The following is a 16,885-nucleotide window of genomic DNA, read 5'->3' on the forward strand; positions in this document are numbered from 1 at the left end:
GAGCATGGGCTCGGCCCTACAGGTTGGCTATCGCGAGAACTCGCGCAGCATCACCGCGATCGAGGCCACGTTTGCCAGTACGCACAGCCAGAACGCCCACTGGAACGTGGCCTTGCGGTGCTTGTGCCGGAACACGGCCTGGCCCAGCAGCGCGCCGGGCCAGCCGCCGGCGAACGCCAGCAGCTGCAGGGTACGTTCGGGAATCCGCCACTGCTTTCGCTGCGCCGCGCGCTTGTCGTGGCCGTACAGCGCGAACGACAGCGCGCTTGCCAGCAGGCACCAGCCGCCCAGCCACAGCGGCAGCACGCCGCTGACCATCAGCGCGATCAACGCGCCGAACGCGGCCAGCGCCAGGTTGCGCCGCCAGCCCACTTACAGCGCGTCGAGGAAGCCGCGCACGGCCGGGCCGAAGCGATCGAAGTCGACCAGGAAGGCGTCGTGGCCCTGCGGTGACTCCAATCCGATGAAATGCGCTTCAGCGCCTCCGGCACGCAGGCCGTCAGCGACCTGTTGCTGCTGCTGCACCGGGAACAGGATGTCGGTGTTGGCGCCGATGGCCAACGCCTTCTCCACCCGGATCTTCGCCAGCCCCGCCAGCACATCGCCATCGGCGTACTCGGCCAGGTCGAACCAGTCCATCGATCGGCTCAGGTACAGATAGCAGTTCGGGTCGAAGAAACGCACGAAGCGCCGCGCGTGCCCTTCCAGATAGCTTTCCACCTGGAATTCCAGGCCGAACGGATCATCATCGGTCTGGTCCGAATCCAGCCGCACGCGGCCGAAACGGCCGTCCCATTCCAGTGCCGAGCGATAGGTGATCACGCCCAGCTTGCGCGCCATGCGCATGCCGGACTCGGGATACGCGTCGTCGTCGTAGTGGCCGCCGTTCCAGCGCGGATCAAGGCGGATCGCTTCGCGCTGCAGCGAGCGGATCGCGATCGAGAACGGCAACGCCTGCGCGCTGCCGGAAATGTTGACGTGGCTGCGCGCGATGCCCGGATGCAGCATCAGCACCGCCAGGGCGGTCATGCCGCCCATCGAATTGCCGATCACGCAGGCCAGCCGCTCGATGCCAAGCGCATGCACGACCTCGATGGCGGCGCGTGCGCCGTCTTCGATCGACAGCTCGGGGAAGTCGAGGCGATACGGTTCGCCCGTGGCCGGATTGAGCGAGGCGGGGCCGGTGGAGCCTTTGCAGCTGCCCAGCGAGTTCACGCACACCACGAACCAGCGGTTGGTATCGACCGGCTTGCCGGGACCAACCATGCCTTCCCACCAGCCCGGTGCCGGATTGGCGTCGTTGGCCGCTGCGTGCGCATCCGGCGAAAGACCGGTCACGATCAGGATCGCGTTGCCGGCGTCGGCAGCCAGCGTTCCCCAGGTTTCATAGGCCACGCGCGCACCGTGCAGGGCGCCACCGCGCTTGAACGGGAACGGCGAGGGCAGGGCATGGAAACGGGTGCCGGGCGGGATGAATTCAGTCATGCGGGCATTCTAGCGGGGCCGGATGTGCAGCTGGCGACATGCTGGTTTCCATCGGTGGCCGTATCCACGCATGGCGTGGATCTACTGTAGCGCCGGGCCCATGCTCGGCTGCCGAGCATGGGCTCGGCTCTGCAAGTCAGGGAAACCGCAGCTCAACCACGCCGTCATGCGGCAGGCTCACCTTCACCGGCACGCTCTGCAGGTCGCCCTCGCTCCGGTTGGCGCTACCGGTACGCGAGATGCGTGCCAGCACTTCCACTTCGCGATGTGCCGACAGCGGTGCGGTTGGCATCGGACTGTCATCGTCGCCCAGCCCGACCGTGGCCGGGAAGCCGGCCAGCGGCAGCTTGCGCGCGGCCACCGGCATCGGCGGGCCGCCGACGGCACGGGCCAGCACGAACACCTGGGTGCTGGCTGGCCACTCGTTCGCCTTCATTGCAGGCAGCTGCACGCGCACCTGCAGCAGCGCCTGCTGCGCCGCAGCGGCAGCATCAGGTGCCTGGCCGGCAGCTTCGCGGGCGATGGCGATCTGTGCCTGCAGTGCCTGCGCGGCGCCCGGTTCCAGTCGCGGCAGCAGGCTGCTCCAGACGTCGGCGGCTTCGGCATTCCGGTCCCGCTGGCGCAGGGCGATGCCGAGCAACCAGCTTGCGCGCTCGGCATCGGGTGCCAGCGTGCGCGCCTGCTGCAACCAGGCCATTGCGGTGTCATCGAATTGTTTGCCGGCGTCGGCCTGCGCACGTGCCTGCGCGGCTTCCACCAGTACGCCCGGATCATCCGGTGCCAATGCTGCGGCCCGCGCGAACGCGCCCGCCGCAGCTGAGGCATTGCCCAGTTCGGCCTGCGAACGACCCAGCAGGGTCCAGCCATCGGCCCGCTGTGGGTCACGCTCCAACGCATCCTGCAGGGCCTGCACGCCATCGCGCAGGGTTGCCACCGACGGCGGTGGCTGCACCTGCGCAGCGCGTGGATCACCGACCAGCAGGTAAAGACAGGCGCCGGCCACGCCCAGCGCAATCACGCCCACCGCAAAACCGCGGCGACCGTGGTGGCGCAGCGGCCACAGCACCAGCGCTGCCACCAGCGCAGCGACCAGGCCGGCCAGCATCGGCAGCCAGTGGCTCACCATCCATCTCCTTCATCGGCCTTGCCGGCCGGCGCGGCGCCGACCGTGCGTCCACGACGGCGGACGATGCCCAGCACCACCAGCGCACCCGCACCCAGTACCAGAAGCGGCCCCCCCCACAACAGCCAGGTGCCCGGTTGCAACGGTGGCTGGTAAAGCACGAATTCCCCGTAACGCGTGACCAGGAACTGCTTGATCTGTGCATCGTCGTGGCCCTGCTGCATCAGCTGCAGCACCTCGCGGCGCAGGTCCTGGGCGATCTGCGCATTGGAATCGGCCAGCGACTGGTTCTGGCACTGCACGCAGCGCAGCTGCGCGGCCAGGTCGTGGAAGCGTCGTTCCTCGGCGCCATCGCGGAACTGCAGCGGCTGCGGATCGTGCAGCGGCTGCTGGGCCGGCACGGCCAGTGGCAGCATCAGGAGCAGCAGCGCCAGCAGCCAGCGCATGGGCTCAAGGCGCCGTGTGCAGGGTGTTGCCGGCATTGCCCTGGGCCTTCTCGATCTTCTCCAGCGCCGGGATCAGCTTCTCGTCGACCACGCGCTGGGTCATCGCGCCGCTGTATTTCCAGCGCACGATGCCACTACCGTCTACCAGGAAGGTTTCCGGTGCAGCGGTCACGCCCCAGTCGATCGCGGTGCGGCCTTCGACATCGCTGAGCACCACCATGAACGGGTTGCCCAGCTGTTCCAGCCAGTGCAGCGCGTCAGTGGGGTCATCCTTCCAGTTGTAGCCGATCACGCGCACGCGCTTGCTCTCGGCGAAGCGGGTCAGCACCGGGTGTTCCTCGCGGCAGGCCGCGCACCAGCTGCCCCATACGTTCAGCAGGTAGGGCGCACCGCGCAGGTCGTCGCTGTGCACGATCATTTCCGGGTCGTGCAGCACCGGCAGCGCGAACGCCGGCGCCGGCTTGTCGATCAGCGCCGAGGGCAGCACGTCGCGCTGCGGATCGCCCGATTTCATCACCCCGTAGATCATCAGCCCAAGCAGGCCGAAGAAGAACAGCACGCCGATCACGATGGCTACCGGCGGCAGCGGGCGGGAGGGGCGCGGGGCGGGGGACTCGGACATGGAAACTCCTACGGACGACGGAAACGGCGGTCGGCGGCGGTGATGAATCCGCCCAGGGCCATCAGCAGCGCGCCCAGCCAGATCCAGCGCACGAACGGCTTGATGTGCACCCGAACCGCCCATGCATTGTTGCCCAGCGGCTCGCCCAATGCCACGTAGACATCGCCATCGAAGCGTGCATCGATGCCAGCCTCGGTCATCACCTGGCCGCCACTGGCGTACTGGCGCTTCTCCGGATGCAGCAGGGCCTGCTCGCGGCCGTTGCGGAACACCCGCAGATGGCCGCGATCAGCGATGAAATTAGGGCCTTCGCGATGGTCCACGCCTTCGAAGCGGACTTCGTAGCGACCGACCACCAGCTGCTGGCCCGGCGCCAGCGCCACTTCGCGCTGCACGTTCAAGGCTTCCACCAGCAGTGCGCCGGCCAGGAACACGGCGATGCCGGCGTGGGCGACGATCATGCCGAGCATCTCGGCGGTGAAGCGGCCATTGCCGCGCAGGCGCTGCCAGACGAAGCGTGCGGTGCCGAGCGCGACCCAGGCCGCAGCGGCCACGCCGATACCGGCCTTCCAGCCGTTCTGCGGTGCCTGCCACCAAGCCAGAGCGCCCAGCAGCACGGCCAGCCCCAGCCATGGCGCCAGCAGCGCGAATGTACGCGAAGGTTGGTCGCGCTGCCACTTCACCAGCGGGCCGAACGGCAGCAGCAGGATCATCGGTGCCATCAGCAGCAGGAACAGGCTGCCGAAGTAGGGCGGGCCGACCGAGATCTTGCCCAGAGACAGCGCGTCGGCCAGCAGCGGGTACAGCGTGCCGAGCAGCACCATCGCGCAGGCCGTGGCCAGCAGCAGGTTGTTGGCCAGCAGCAGGGTCTCGCGCGAGGTGGCGGTGAAGCCACGGCGTGGGTCATCGGCGTCCACGCTCAGCTGGCTGGCGCGCAGCGCGTACAGCAGCAGGCTGCCGCCGACCAGCACCGACAGGAACACCAGGATGAACAGGCCGCGCGACGGATCGGCGGTGAACGAATGCACGCTGGTCAGCACGCCGGAGCGCACCAGGAAGGTGCCCAGCAGCGACAGCGCGAAGGCGGCGATCGCCAGCAACAACGTCCAGCTGCCGAAGGTGCCGCGCTTTTCGGTGACGGCCTGCGAATGGATCAGCGCCGCACCGACCAGCCATGGCATGAAGCTGGCGTTCTCCACCGGGTCCCAGAACCACCAGCCACCCCAGCCCAGCTCGTAGTAGGCCCACCAGCTGCCCAACGCAATACCGAGGGTCAGGAAGCCCCAGGCAACGTTGGTCCACGGCCGCGTCCAGCGCAGCCAGCGCGCGTCGACGCGGCCTTCCAGCAGCGCGGCCACCGCGAACGCGAACGGCACCGCAAAGCCCACGTAACCGATGTACAGCATCGGCGGATGGATGATCAGGCCCGGGTCCTGCAGCAGCGGGTTGAGGTCGCGGCCTTCCAGCGGCGCCGGGTTCAGGCGCAGGAACGGGTTGGAGGTGAAGATCAGGAAGGCGAGGAATCCGACGCTGACGATGCCCATCACCGCCAGTACGCGCGCCTGCACCGGTCCCGGCAGGTGCCGGGAGAACAGCGCCACCGCGCCGGTCCACAATGCCAGCACCAGCGCCCACATCAGCAGCGAGCCCTCATGCGCGCCCCATACCGCCGAATAGCGGTAGATCATCGGCAGCAGCGAATTGGAATTCTCGGCCACGTAGCGCACCGAGAAGTCCTGCTGCACGAACGCGGCGGTGAGCGCCGCGAACGCACCGGCGAGCAGCAGCAGCTGCGCGAAGGCGGCCGGTCGTGCCACCGCCATCCACGCCGTGTTGTTGCGATGCGCGCCCACCAGCGGCAGGCCAGCCTGCAGCAGCGAGGCCAGCAACGCACACAACAGCAGGATCTGACCCAGTTCGGGCAGCACTCAGCGCACCTCGGGTGCCGTCACCGGCACGTCGTGCTTGCGATGGGCATCGCCCATCTTGTCCGCCACTTCCTTCGGCACGTACTTTTCATCGTGCTTGGCCAGCACTTCGTCGGCGACGAAGACACCGTCCTGCAGGCGGCCACTGGCGACCACGGCGGTGCCTTCGGCAAACATGTCCGGCAGGATCCGCGAGGTGGTCACCGCCAGCTGTGCATCGCCGTCGGTCACTTCAAAGCGTGCCTCCAACGAGCCGACCGGCCGATTGAAGGAACCCTTCACCACCATGCCGCCCAAGCGGAAGCGCGACTGCGCATCGACATCGCCACGCAGTACTTCGGCGGGCGTGTACAGGTAGGCGATGTTGCGCTCCAGCGCCATCGCCACCAGTGCGGTGGCCAGGCCGGAGGCGAGCAGGGCCAGCAGCACCCAGGCCAGGCGGCGACGCTGCACCGGCGTCATCGTTCCAGCTCCGTCGGCAGCGAGGCCGCTGCGTCCTGCTTGCCGGCGCGGGTCTGCTGCCGTTGCTGCCGGGCCAGTGCCAGGCGGCGCGCCACGCGCAGGCGCAGCCACGAACCGAGGGCATCGGCGCCGAGCACCAGCACGAACACGGCGTAGGCACCGATCAAATAGGGCAGGTGGGTCATGGCTGGGCCTCCCGCGCCGGGCGCTCTGCATCGACGCGGCTACCGACCCAGGCCTTGCCGGCCTCGCGGTCGAGGTTGTCGGCGCGTGCCTTGGCCAGCACCGAACCGGCGAACCAGAACTTGGTGCCGATCACCATCCACCACAGCGGCGCGATCATCGCGCTGCTGATCGCCGATTCACCGAATACGTTGATCGACTGGCGCTGATGCAGGCCACCCCACCAGTCCACCGAATAGCGGATCACCGGCAGCAGGCTGACGCCGACGATGGCCAGCAGGCCGGCTGCACGCGCGGCGCTGCGGCGGTCCTCGATGGCGTGGTACAGGCCGATCACGCCCAGGTACAGGAACAGCAGCACCAGTTCACTGGTCATGCGCGGGTCCCAGTCCCACCAGGTGCCCCAGGTACCCTTGCCCCAGATGCTGCCGGTCAGCAGGGTGATCAGGGTGAAGCCGGCGCCCATCGGCGCACAGGCCATGGCCAGGATCTCGCAGACCTTGATCCGCCAGATCAGCGCGATGGCCGCATACAGCGCCATCAGCGCGAACACGAACAGGCTCATCCAGGCACTGGGCACGTGGATGTAGAGGATGCGGAAGCTGTCCAGCTGCTTGGCTTCCGGCGGCACCACCAGCAGCGCCTGCCACATGCCGGCCAGCAGCACCGGCACCGCGGCGAGGTAGAACACCCGCGACCAGCGGGCAGCGAAACGGTCGAACGTGGGCGGTGAACCGAGTTGGTGGAACCAGCGGACAATCGGATTCATGCGTGGCGGCTATCCAGCAGGGGTGGATTGGCTCTCAGCTCGGTCAACTCAGAGAAATGCGTATTGCAGCAGCAGTGGCCAATGGTGCCAGCACCAGTGCGACCAGCAGGCCGGCGCCCAGCATCAGCAGCGCACCGACCGGATCCTGTCCGCGTCCGGCTGCCGCCAGGCTGCCTGCGCCGAACACCAGCACCGGCACGTACAGCGGCAACGACAGCAACGCCACGAGAATACCAGAGCGCCGGATGCCTACGGTCAGTGCTGCGACCACGCCACCGATCAGGCTCAGCAACGGTGTTCCCAGCAGCAACGATGCCAGCAACATCGGCAGCTGGTCATGCGGCAGATGCAGCATTTCCGCCAGCAACGGGCTGACGATGATCAGCGGCAGGGCGGTGGTCGCCCAGTGCAGCAGCACGCGCACCAGCACCAGCCAGGCCAGCGGCACCGGCGCCAGCAGCCATTGCTCCAGCGAACCATCCTCGGCATCGGAACGGAACAGCGAATCCAGCGACAGCTGCCCGGCCAGCAGCACCGCCAGCCACAGCACCGCGCCAGCGGTGGCGCTCAGCAGTTTCGGTTCGCGGCCCTGGGCCAGCGCGAACAGCACCACCACCAGCACCGCGAACAGCAGCGGCTGCAGCGCATCGCCGCGACGGCGCCAGAGCAGGCGCAGGTCGCGCTTGAGCAGCGCACCCGCAGTCTGCCACAGGCCCGGTTCGGTGCCCGGCGCGATCATGCGGCACCGCCGAGGTCGAGCTGGCGGGTACGCACCGGCGGTGCGGCATAGGCGCCGTGGGTGGTGACCAGTGCCGCGCCACCGGCGCGCAGGTGCGCCGAGATCATCCGGTTGACCAGGGTGATGCCCTCCAGGTCGAGGTTGGCATAAGGTTCGTCGAGCAGCCACAGCGGCGCCGGCGACAGCCAGATGCGCGCCAGCGCCAGGCGCCGCTTCTGCCCGGCGGACAGGTGACGCACGAGGGTGTCTTCGTAGCCGGCAAGGCCGACGATGGCCAGCGCGTTGCCCGGCATCTGCCGCGCACGACGGCCGTGCAGGCCACACAGGAAATGCAGGTTCTCCAGCGTATCCAGGTCCGGCTTCAAGGCCGGCAGGTGGCTGAGGTAGGCCACGTAGCGTGCACGCTCGGCATTGCTGGCCGGCTTGCCGTCGATCCGCACCTGACCGGCGCCGGGCCGGGCCAGGCCGGCCAGCACGCGCAGCAGGGTGGTCTTGCCGGCACCATTGCCGCCCTGCACCAGCAGGGCTTCGCCGGCGTCCACATGGAAGTCCAGCGGGCCGAACACCGGCTCGTCATTGCGGGAGAAGCTCAGGCCGCTGGCGGCCAGCAATGCAGGGGTGTTCAAGGGGCAGGGGTCTTCATGCCGGAGTGCGGCGGCAATTGTAGCGGTGAATGCTGTCCCGGTAGCGCCGGGCCATGCCCGGCGGCCGCAAGGCATATGCAAAGAGCCGCCGGGCATGACCCGGCGCTACCGGCTGAACCCACAGTCGCAGCGTGGATTTCGTACACTTCTGGGCCTCGTTCCCCCAGACTTCAGGCCGATGCAACCCAACACCAAGCTGCCCAAGGTCGGTACCACGATCTTCACCGTGATGTCCCAGCTCGCTGCCGAACACGGCGCGGTCAACCTGGGCCAGGGTTTCCCGGACTTTTCCGCGCCGCAGCGCCTGATCGATGAGACCGCCAAGGCGATGGCCGCCGGGTTCAACCAGTACCCGCCGATGACCGGCGTGGCGCCGCTGCGCCAGGCCATCGCGCAGAAGGCACTGGACTGCTACGGCGCGCAGGTCGATGCGGACAGCGAGATCACCGTCACCAGTGGCGGTACCGAGGCCATCTTCAACGCCATCCACGCCGTGGTGCGTGCCGGCGAAGAAGTGATCGTGCTCGACCCGGCCTATGACTGCTATGAACCGGCGATCGACCTGGCCGGTGCCAGGGCCGTGCATGTGTCGCTGGATCCGCAGACCTTCGCCGTTGACTGGGACCGCGTGCGTGCGGCGATCACCCCGCGCACCCGCATGCTGATCGTCAACACCCCGCACAACCCGTCCGGTGCGATGCTGTCGGCGCAGGACATGCAGGCGCTGGCCGAACTGCTGCGCGGCACGCAGATCTACCTGATTTCCGATGAAGTGTATGAGCACATCATCTATGACGGCCGTCGCCATGAATCGGCGCTGCGCTACCCGGAACTGCGCGAACGCGCGTTCGTCATTTCCAGCTTCGGCAAGACCTACCACTGCACCGGCTGGAAGATCGGCTATGCAATCGCGCCGCCGGCGCTGACCGCCGAGTTCCGCAAGGTGCACCAGTACAACACCTTCACCAGCTTCGGCCCGGCGCAGTACGGTTTCGCCGCGATGATCCGCGACGAGCCGGAACACCATCTGGAGCTGGGCGCGTTCTACCAGGCCAAGCGCGACCGTTTCCGCGAGCAGCTGGCCAGCACCCGCCTGAAGGCGCTGCCGGTGCCGGGCGGCTATTTCCAGCTGGTCGACTACTCGGCCATCAGTGACCTGCCGGACCACGAATTCGTGAAGTGGCTGACCATCGAGAAGGGCGTCACTGCCATCCCACTGTCGCCGTTCTACGAGAATCCGCCGGCCGGCCAGCGCCTGGTGCGCCTGTGCTTCGCCAAGAACGAAGCGACCATGGACGCGGCGATCGAACGCCTGCGCCTGCTGTGAGCGGATCAGTGACCATGCAGGACCTGCGCATTTCCCTCGTCCAGGGCGACACCCGCTGGCATGACCCGGCGGGCAACCGCGCCTACTACGGCGCGCTGCTGGCACCGCTGGCCGGCACCACCGATCTGGTGATCCTGCCGGAGACATTCACCAGTGGCTTCTCCAACGACGCCATCGCCCAGGCCGAAGGCATGGACGGCCCGACCGTGGCCTGGGTGCGCGAGCAGGCACGGGCATTGAATGCGGCGGTGATCGGCAGCGTGCAGTTGCGCGATGGTGAAGGCGTCTACAACCGCCTGCTGTTTGCCACGCCTGATGGCGGGCTGCGGTACTACGACAAGCGCCACCTGTTCCGCTACGGTGGCGAGCACGAACGTTATGTTGCTGGCCGTGAGCGCCTGAGCGTGGAATGGAAAGGCTGGCGGATCAATCCACAGGTCTGCTACGACCTGCGTTTCCCGGTGTTCTGCCGCAACCGCTACAACGTCGAGCGTCCCGGGCAATTGGACTTCGACCTGCAGATCTTCGTCGCCAACTGGCCGTCGGCACGCGCCTACGCGTGGAAGACCCTGTTGCGTGCACGGGCGATCGAGAACCTGTGCTTCGTGGCGGCGGTGAACCGCGTCGGTGTCGACGGCAACCAGCTGCATTACGCCGGCGACAGCGCGGTGCTGGATTTCCTTGGCCAGCCGCAGGTGGAAATCCGTGAGCGGGAACAGGTGGTCACCACCACCATTTCGGCCGAGGCGCTGGCCGCACATCGCGCGCGCTTCCCGGCCATGCTTGACGCCGATGCTTTCCACTTCGACGAGCAGGCCTGAACGACGGCCTGAACGCTGCCGCACCAGCGCGCGCGCCTGCATCCAACCTGCACGCGCGCGCTGCTAGATTCGCCACCAGTCCGACCGAACTGGAAGTCCTGCCATGAACAAGTCCTTCGCACTGCTGCTGGCCCTGTCCGCCGCATCGTTGGCGCCGGCCGCACAGGCTGCCGGCAACCTCGATTGCGAGCTGCGTTACAACCTGTCCGGTTGGTCGCTGATCTACAAGACCGCATCCGGCAATGGCACGGTCACCTGCAGCAATGGCGCCAGCATGCCGGTGCGCATCGAGATGAAGGGCGGCGGCCTGACGGTCGGCAAGTCGAAGATCACCAATGGCCGCGGCAGCTTCACCGGCGCCGTGAGCGTCAACGAGCTGCTGGGCACTTACGCGTCGGTCGGCGCGCATGCCGGTGCCGTGAAGTCCAGCAATGCGCAGGTGATGACCAAGGGCGATATTTCGCTGGCCCTGTCCGGCACCGGCAAGGGCTGGGATCTGGGCGTGGACGGCGCCGCCTTCACCATCAGCCGGCGCTGAGCCGTGCCGGCCGCTGCAGCCACAGGGCCAGCAGGCCGCACAGGATGAGGGTCGGTGCCAGCAGTTGCAGTGCACCGACCACGGCCATCGCTGCGCCGATCAGCAGGTAGTAGAGCAGGCCGAACAGGGCGCCTGCGCTGCCCAGGCAGTGCGGGTATCCGCGCAGGGCCTGGCCCAGCACATTGGGAATGGCCAGGCCGAAACCGGCCACCACCGGTACCATCGCCGCGACCAGTGCCGGTTGATTGCGCAGCAATGCAGCCAACAGCCCGCCGGCCAGCACCAGTCCCGCGGCGAGCCGGATGCGCGTGGCCGAGGCAATGCCTGCGCGCAGCAGGCGAGCATTGCCCCATGCACCCAGCGCCGAGCCCAGTGCCAGCACCGCGCCGCTGGCACCGAACCAGGCCAGCGGCCAGTGCAGGCGTTCGAACACGAACGGGCCCAACGCGTACCAGCTGTACATGGCCACGTTGAACGCCATCACCAGCAGCGCCTGTGACCAGATCCAGCGATCACGCAGCAGCTGCCGCAACAGTGGCAGCAGGGGTGTGTGCACGACTTCGGCAGGGCGGCTCTCCTGCAGGCCGGATGCGCATCCGAGCATCAGCAGGATGACGATCAGCAGCAGGCCGGCCTGCACGCCGGCATAGCCATGGCGGTCCACCAGCAGCACGCCCAGTGCCAGCCCGATCGCCGGGCTCAAGGCCAACGCCATGCCGATCCATGAGAACGCCTGCTCCAACGCGGGACCCTTCAGGCGGTCGCGCAGTACGGTCTGGGTTACCACCGAGGCCGCCGCCGCACCCAGCGCGGCCAGTGCCTGGGCCAGCAGGACGTGGCCGAACGTGCTGGCCAGCAGGCCGCCGCAGGCCGCCAGTGCGAACACAGCCAGACCGCAGAGCAGGGCGGGACGACGGCCGATATGGTCGGCCAGCCGCCCCCATAGCAGGACACCGGCGGCGAAACCGAACAGGTACAGGCTCATGGCCTGGCTGGCGGCGGCGGGGGGCAGTGCGAAGCGCCCGGCGAGGTCGGCCAGGGCAGGGCTGTACAGGGTCTGCGCAAGCTGGGGGAACATCAGCAGCGCGATGGTGAGCAACAACAGGCGACGCGACATGCGGGCGCTCCAGGAACAGGGCCGCGCATTGTGGTGATGCCTGCAATGGCGCACTCTATCTATCCTGTCATTGAATATATGAAATCAGACATGGCCTGGTTGCAGCCGGACGCGTACTTCGACGCCGATGCCTGGAGCGCTCCGGTGCTGGGGATCGCGGCCTCACTGGCGGATCACGACTCGGGTTGGCACCAGCATGCACGCGCGCAATTGCTGTACACCCGGCAGGGCTGTACGCGGCTGACCTTCGGTGATCGCATCAGCCTGCTGCCGCCCGCCCGCGCGGCGTGGATTCCGGGCGGGCTGCGCCATCGCGCGCAGATGCGCCAGGCGGTCGACTACCGTTCGTTGTACTTCGACGCCACCCTGTCGGCCCAGCTGCCCCGGCAGCCGGCGATCATTGGCGTGGGTCCCCTGCTGCAGGCATTGCTGGAGCCGATCGCGCAGGCGCCGTTCGACCATGACTGGCGGGCACCGCGCGCGCACCACCAACTGGCGTTGTGCATGCTGGAGATCGCCGCCGCCCCGGTGGCGCCGATGGACCTGCCGCTGCCACGCGACCCGCGGATTGCGCGCTGCCTGCCGCTGGCCGAGCAGTTGCCGCCCGAACTGGGTGAACTGGCCGCGCGCGCGGGCCTGAGCGTGCGCACGGTCGGCCGGTTGATGCAGCGTGATACCGGCATGGGCTACCAGGCCTGGCGCCAACAATGGCGCCTGATGCGGGCCATGGAGTTGCTGTTGTTGGGCCATCGCGTCGCGCATGTGGCGCAGGACACCGGCTTTTCCGCCGAGAGCCCGTTCATCGCCTTTTTCCGCAGCATGACCGGCACCACGCCCGCCGCCTTCCAGCGCCATGAAAAAGGGGACGGAGGGGATTAAGTCGCTTTCGCCCCCTTTGAGGCAAAAACGACTTAATCCCCTCCGTCCCCTTTTCCAACGAAAAACCCCGGCCTGAGCCGGGGTTTTTCATTTCATGCGTACCAGCGATCAGCCGCCGCGCGGGCCGCTGCGGCGCGGGCCGCCCGGACCGCGGTTGCCGCCGGGGCCACCCGGGCCACGGTTGCCACCCGGACCGCCGGGGCCGCGATTGCCGCCCGGGCCACGGTTGTTGCCAGCGCCCGGACCGCGACCGCCCGGACGGGCGCCGTGTGCCGGCTTGGGGCTGCCATACGGGTTGAAGCCCGGGGTGGCGTGGTCGGACGGGAAGCTCGGGGCGTTGCCCGGATGGCCGTACGGGTGCTTGTTGCCCTGGCCCTGCGAGCGGTTGCCGCTACCGGCCGGACGGCCCTGGCCGCCTGCGCCGCCACGGCCTTCACCGCCAAAACCGCCACGGCCCTGGCCGCCACCGGCGCCAGCGCCCGGACCCTTCGGCTTGCCGTACGGACGGCCCTGGCCACCCGCGCCCGGACCACGGGCACCCGGGCCACGTGCGCCCGGACCCGCATTGCGATGGCCGCTCGGGCCGGTGCTCACGCCGTCCGGCACGTACCAGGTGCGGAACGCGGCCGGGTTGCCTTCCGGCAGCGAGCGGTCGTTCTTCGGTGCGCGCTGCTTGAACGGTTTCTGCGACTGCTTGGCCGCCGCTTCACCGCTGACGGTCAGGCCGCCCTTGAAGCCGCCGCCCTTGCCGCCGCGACCACGGCCGCGGTCTTCGCGGACGTTGTCGAAACGACGCAGCTCGCGGCCTTCATCGGCCGTGTTGTGGCCATTGACGTAGGCATTGCCACGGCCACCTTCGCGCACGCGCACGGTGGTCTTGGCGGCGCGGCGCTGGCCGATCACCGGCTGCAGGGTCAGCGCCGACGGCGCGCCTTCTTCCAGCTTCAGCTGCGCACGCAGGGCTTCCACCTGGGTGGTGCCCAGTTCCACCGAATGGCCACGGGCCAGTTCGCGCGGCAGGCTCACCTTGCCGTAGCGGGTGCGCTTCAGGCGGCTGACCTGGCAGCCCTGCGATTCCCACAGGCGGCGCACTTCGCGGTTGCGGCCTTCCTTCACCACGACGCGGAACCAGTCGTGTGAATCGGTACCGCCGATGCGTTCGATCTCGTCGAACTTGGCCGGGCCGTCTTCCAGCGCCACGCCGCGGGCGAGGCGGTCGACGATGGCGTCGGAGACCTTCTCCTCGCCTTCCGGGGCACGCACGCGCACCACGTACTCGCGCTCGACCTCGAACGACGGGTGCATCATGGCGTTGGCCAGTTCACCGTCGGTGGTGGCCAGCAGCAGGCCGGTGGTGTTGATGTCCAGGCGGCCGATCGCGATCCAGCGCGCGCCCTTCAGCGGCGGCAGCGACTCGAACACGGTCGGGCGGCCTTCGGGGTCTTCGCGGGTGGTCACTTCGCCTTCCGGCTTGTTGTAGACCAGCACGCGCGACGGTTCGGCCAGGGCGGTGGCGACGAAGCCGCGGCCATCCAGCTCGATCTTGTCGCCGCTCTTGACCGACATGCCGGTCTGCGCGACTTCACCGTTGACCTTGACCAGGCCTTCGGCGATGCGCTGTTCCAGCGCGCGGCGCGAACCCAGGCCAGCCTGGGCCAGCACCTTGTGCAGGCGCTCTTCCAGCTTGAACTGTTCGGAGGTGGCTTCACGCTTGAGCGAGAGCTTGTTACGGGGGGTGTCACTCATCAGTTTTGCTCCGGCCGACGGTTTCGAGGTCGGCCTCTGGTTCGGAATCGGCTTGGTCAACAGCCACGGTCGTCGTCGCGACGGCGTTGTCTTCGCGTTCGTTCAGGGTCACCGCGCGCTCGCCCGGCGCGGAATCGGGGTGCCCATCATCGAGGGGCGAAGGTGCTTGCTCATCGGAAGCCGACGCAGACGCTGCATCGGCGGAATCGGGGGTGTCGCTGCCGGCCAGGCCGGTGTCATCGTTCGCGGCAGCGCCATCGGCGCCAGCCGAAATGTCCGGACCGTCGGCACTGGCGGCGGCCGGTGCGTCGCGGTCCAGGGCCAGCTGCGGTTCCAGCTCGCCCAGGTCTTTCAGTTCCGACAGCGGCGGCAGCTCGTCCAGGCGCTTCAGGCCGAAGTAGTCCAGGAAGCCCTTGGTGGTGCCGAACAGGGCAGGCTTGCCGGGCACGTCGCGGTGGCCGACCACGCGGATCCACTCGCGCTCTTCCAGCGCCTGGATGATGTTGCTGCTGACCGCCACGCCGCGCACCTGCTCGATCTCACCACGGGTGATCGGCTGCCGGTAGGCAATCAGCGCCAGGGTTTCCAGGGTGGCACGGGTGTAGCGGGTCTTGCGTTCGGTCCACAGCCGGCTGATCCAGCCATGCACTTCGCCGGTCACCTGGTAGCGGAAGCCGGAGGCGACCTCGACCAGTTCCACGCCACGGCCTTCGCAGGCTTCGCGCAGGCGCTCAAGCGCACGTTCGATGCTGCCCGGCGGTGCCGGCTCCTCTTCCGGGAACAGGTCTTTCAGCTGGGCCAGGGTGAGCGGCTGGCTGGAGGCCAGCAGGGCGCCCTCGACAATGCGGTTGATCAGCGTTTGGTCCATCGGCAGTCAGCGCTCACTCGTTCTCGTTGGCGGCGTCGTTGTCGTCGAACTCGCTGCTGAACTGCAGCGGGGCATTGGTGTTGCCGGCGGCCAGGGACTTCACGTAGATCGGCGCCAGCGGTTCTTCCTGGACGATGTCCAGTAGCTGTTCCTTGGCCAGTTCCAGCACCGCCAGGAACGTGACCAGCACGCCCAGCTTGCCTTCTTCAGCAGTGAACAGCCCTTCAAAACGATAGAACTTGCCGTCTTCCAGACGACCCAGTACGTCGCCCATGCGCTGGCGCACACTCAGCGCCTCGCGCTTGATGGCGTGGCCGCTGAACAGCTCGGCGCGCTTGAGCACGTCGTGCAGGGCCAGCAGCATTTCCTTCAGGTCGACCGGTGGCGGCAGCTTCACCGCAGCGCGGTCGGGCATGAAGGCATGGGCCACGCTGGTGTCGCGGTCCTGGCGGGGCAGGGCGTCGATGTCCTCGGCAGCCTGCTTGAAGCGTTCGTACTCCTGCAGCCGGCGCACCAGCTCGGCGCGCGGATCGGCCTCATCGCCGTCTTCGCTGACCGGGCGCGGCAGCAGCATGCGTGACTTCACTTCGGCCAGGATCGCGGCCATCACCAGGTACTCGGCGGCCAGCTCGAAGCGCAGCTCGCGCATCACGGTGATGTATTCCACGTACTGCCGGGTGATCTCGGCCACGGGAATGTCCAGTACGTCCAGGTTCTGGCGGCGGATCAGGTACAGCAGCAGGTCCAGCGGGCCTTCGAAGGCATCCAGGATGACTTCCAGCGCATCCGGGGGAATGTACAGGTCCTGCGGAATCTGCAGGACCGGTTGCCCATGCACCACGGCCAGCGGCATTTCCTGCTGCTGGGGGGCGGGCGGCCGGGTTGGCGGGTTCGCGTCGAGCGCGAGTTCGGAAGTCATCTAATGGACATCAGGATTGCAACGGACCAGTCGCGGCACCGGGTTCGCCGGGCCAGGGCCACGGAGCCCCAGGGCACCAGACACGCCGGGATCGGCGCGATTCCACACATATCAAACAGCAGGACGCGCCGCAGGAAACGGCAGCGACGGAACTACGGGGAGGTCGTCTACGTGGCCCGGCCAGGTGGGCCGGTTTGAAGCAGCGGGACGGTCGTCGGGGGCTGCGTTGGCCGCAAAAACCGACGGGCTGCTGCATCCAGCCACGTGCA

General features: G+C 68.1%; 19 protein-coding genes. 4 read left to right on the top strand and 15 right to left on the bottom strand.

Going from position 1 to position 16,885, the window contains the following annotated elements; genetic code table 11:
* Window positions 1–27: 27 nt before the first annotated feature.
* The 11 genes from AASM09_RS07615 to ccmA all read right to left on the bottom strand — a co-directional run bounded on the left by AASM09_RS07615 (window position 28) and on the right by ccmA (window position 8,497).
* Window positions 28–372 (bottom strand): DUF1294 domain-containing protein, encoded by a 345-nt coding sequence (locus AASM09_RS07615; protein ID WP_049431339.1) that lies wholly within the window; start codon window positions 370–372, stop codon window positions 28–30.
* Window positions 373–1,485 carry a homoserine O-acetyltransferase MetX gene (metX, locus tag AASM09_RS07620; RefSeq protein WP_049431342.1) on the bottom strand — a complete coding sequence of 371 codons (1,113 nt, stop codon included), beginning with the start codon at window positions 1,483–1,485 and terminating at the stop codon, window positions 373–375.
* 136 nt (window positions 1,486–1,621) lie between these two features.
* On the bottom strand, window positions 1,622–2,611 hold the full coding sequence (locus AASM09_RS07625; protein ID WP_100443793.1) for a tetratricopeptide repeat protein: 990 nt from the start codon (window positions 2,609–2,611) through the stop codon (window positions 1,622–1,624).
* A complete protein-coding gene (locus tag AASM09_RS07630; protein WP_049430561.1) occupies window positions 2,605–3,054 on the bottom strand; it encodes a cytochrome c-type biogenesis protein in 450 nt (149 codons plus the stop codon). The genes AASM09_RS07625 and AASM09_RS07630 overlap by 7 nt, the downstream gene beginning before the upstream one ends.
* A gap of 4 nt (window positions 3,055–3,058) precedes the next feature.
* Complete coding sequence (locus tag AASM09_RS07635; protein WP_049430564.1) at window positions 3,059–3,676, bottom strand: DsbE family thiol:disulfide interchange protein; 618 nt, start codon at window positions 3,674–3,676, stop codon at window positions 3,059–3,061.
* Between the two features lie 8 nt (window positions 3,677–3,684).
* On the bottom strand, window positions 3,685–5,604 hold the full coding sequence (locus tag AASM09_RS07640) for a heme lyase CcmF/NrfE family subunit (RefSeq protein WP_100443794.1): 1,920 nt from the start codon (window positions 5,602–5,604) through the stop codon (window positions 3,685–3,687).
* On the bottom strand, window positions 5,605–6,066 hold the full coding sequence (gene ccmE / locus AASM09_RS07645; RefSeq protein WP_049430568.1) for a cytochrome c maturation protein CcmE: 462 nt from the start codon (window positions 6,064–6,066) through the stop codon (window positions 5,605–5,607).
* Window positions 6,063–6,251: a heme exporter protein CcmD gene (locus tag AASM09_RS07650; protein ID WP_049430569.1), complete on the bottom strand. Its 189-nt coding sequence runs from the start codon at window positions 6,249–6,251 to the stop codon at window positions 6,063–6,065. Before AASM09_RS07650 ends, ccmE begins: the two co-directional genes overlap by 4 nt.
* A complete protein-coding gene (gene ccmC / locus AASM09_RS07655) occupies window positions 6,248–7,018 on the bottom strand; it encodes a heme ABC transporter permease CcmC (RefSeq protein ID WP_049430571.1) in 771 nt (256 codons plus the stop codon). The genes AASM09_RS07650 and ccmC overlap by 4 nt, the downstream gene beginning before the upstream one ends.
* A gap of 43 nt (window positions 7,019–7,061) precedes the next feature.
* On the bottom strand, window positions 7,062–7,757 hold the full coding sequence (ccmB, locus tag AASM09_RS07660; protein WP_049430573.1) for a heme exporter protein CcmB: 696 nt from the start codon (window positions 7,755–7,757) through the stop codon (window positions 7,062–7,064).
* Window positions 7,754–8,497, bottom strand: a complete 744-nt coding sequence (ccmA, locus tag AASM09_RS07665; RefSeq protein ID WP_428992504.1) for a heme ABC exporter ATP-binding protein CcmA — start codon at window positions 8,495–8,497, stop codon at window positions 7,754–7,756. The genes ccmB and ccmA overlap by 4 nt, the downstream gene beginning before the upstream one ends.
* Window positions 8,498–8,579: 82 nt before the next feature.
* On the opposite strand from ccmA, the gene AASM09_RS07670 reads away from it, so the two are divergent.
* The 3 genes from AASM09_RS07670 to AASM09_RS07680 all read left to right on the top strand — a co-directional run bounded on the left by AASM09_RS07670 (window position 8,580) and on the right by AASM09_RS07680 (window position 11,087).
* On the top strand, window positions 8,580–9,728 hold the full coding sequence (locus AASM09_RS07670) for a pyridoxal phosphate-dependent aminotransferase (RefSeq protein WP_049430576.1): 1,149 nt from the start codon (window positions 8,580–8,582) through the stop codon (window positions 9,726–9,728).
* A 14-nt stretch (window positions 9,729–9,742) separates the two neighbouring features.
* A complete protein-coding gene (locus AASM09_RS07675) occupies window positions 9,743–10,549 on the top strand; it encodes an amidohydrolase (protein ID WP_049430577.1) in 807 nt (268 codons plus the stop codon).
* Between the two features lie 103 nt (window positions 10,550–10,652).
* On the top strand, window positions 10,653–11,087 hold the full coding sequence (locus tag AASM09_RS07680) for a hypothetical protein (RefSeq protein ID WP_049430579.1): 435 nt from the start codon (window positions 10,653–10,655) through the stop codon (window positions 11,085–11,087).
* Here AASM09_RS07680 and AASM09_RS07685 read toward each other — a convergent pair.
* Window positions 11,074–12,204 (bottom strand): MFS transporter, encoded by a 1,131-nt coding sequence (locus tag AASM09_RS07685; RefSeq protein WP_049430581.1) that lies wholly within the window; start codon window positions 12,202–12,204, stop codon window positions 11,074–11,076. The genes AASM09_RS07680 and AASM09_RS07685 overlap by 14 nt on opposite strands.
* A 90-nt stretch (window positions 12,205–12,294) precedes the next feature.
* Between AASM09_RS07685 and AASM09_RS07690 the strand changes: the two genes are divergently transcribed.
* A complete protein-coding gene (locus tag AASM09_RS07690) occupies window positions 12,295–13,083 on the top strand; it encodes an AraC family transcriptional regulator (protein WP_049430582.1) in 789 nt (262 codons plus the stop codon).
* Between the two features lie 108 nt (window positions 13,084–13,191).
* Here AASM09_RS07690 and AASM09_RS07695 read toward each other — a convergent pair whose 3' ends face one another.
* Genes AASM09_RS07695 through AASM09_RS07705 form a run of 3 tightly spaced genes read right to left on the bottom strand, consistent with a single transcriptional unit; the run spans window position 13,192 to window position 16,616 of the window.
* Window positions 13,192–14,829 (bottom strand): pseudouridine synthase, encoded by a 1,638-nt coding sequence (locus AASM09_RS07695; protein WP_049430583.1) that lies wholly within the window; start codon window positions 14,827–14,829, stop codon window positions 13,192–13,194.
* Window positions 14,822–15,697 carry an SMC-Scp complex subunit ScpB gene (gene scpB / locus AASM09_RS07700; protein ID WP_049430584.1) on the bottom strand — a complete coding sequence of 292 codons (876 nt, stop codon included), beginning with the start codon at window positions 15,695–15,697 and terminating at the stop codon, window positions 14,822–14,824. The genes AASM09_RS07695 and scpB overlap by 8 nt, the downstream gene beginning before the upstream one ends.
* 13 nt (window positions 15,698–15,710) lie before the next feature.
* Complete coding sequence (locus AASM09_RS07705) at window positions 15,711–16,616, bottom strand: segregation and condensation protein A (RefSeq protein ID WP_049430585.1); 906 nt, start codon at window positions 16,614–16,616, stop codon at window positions 15,711–15,713.
* Window positions 16,617–16,885 lie beyond the last annotated feature (269 nt).

It is taken from the genome of Stenotrophomonas maltophilia (genome assembly GCF_039555535.1).
GTDB classification, from domain to species: domain Bacteria; phylum Pseudomonadota; class Gammaproteobacteria; order Xanthomonadales; family Xanthomonadaceae; genus Stenotrophomonas; species Stenotrophomonas maltophilia_Q.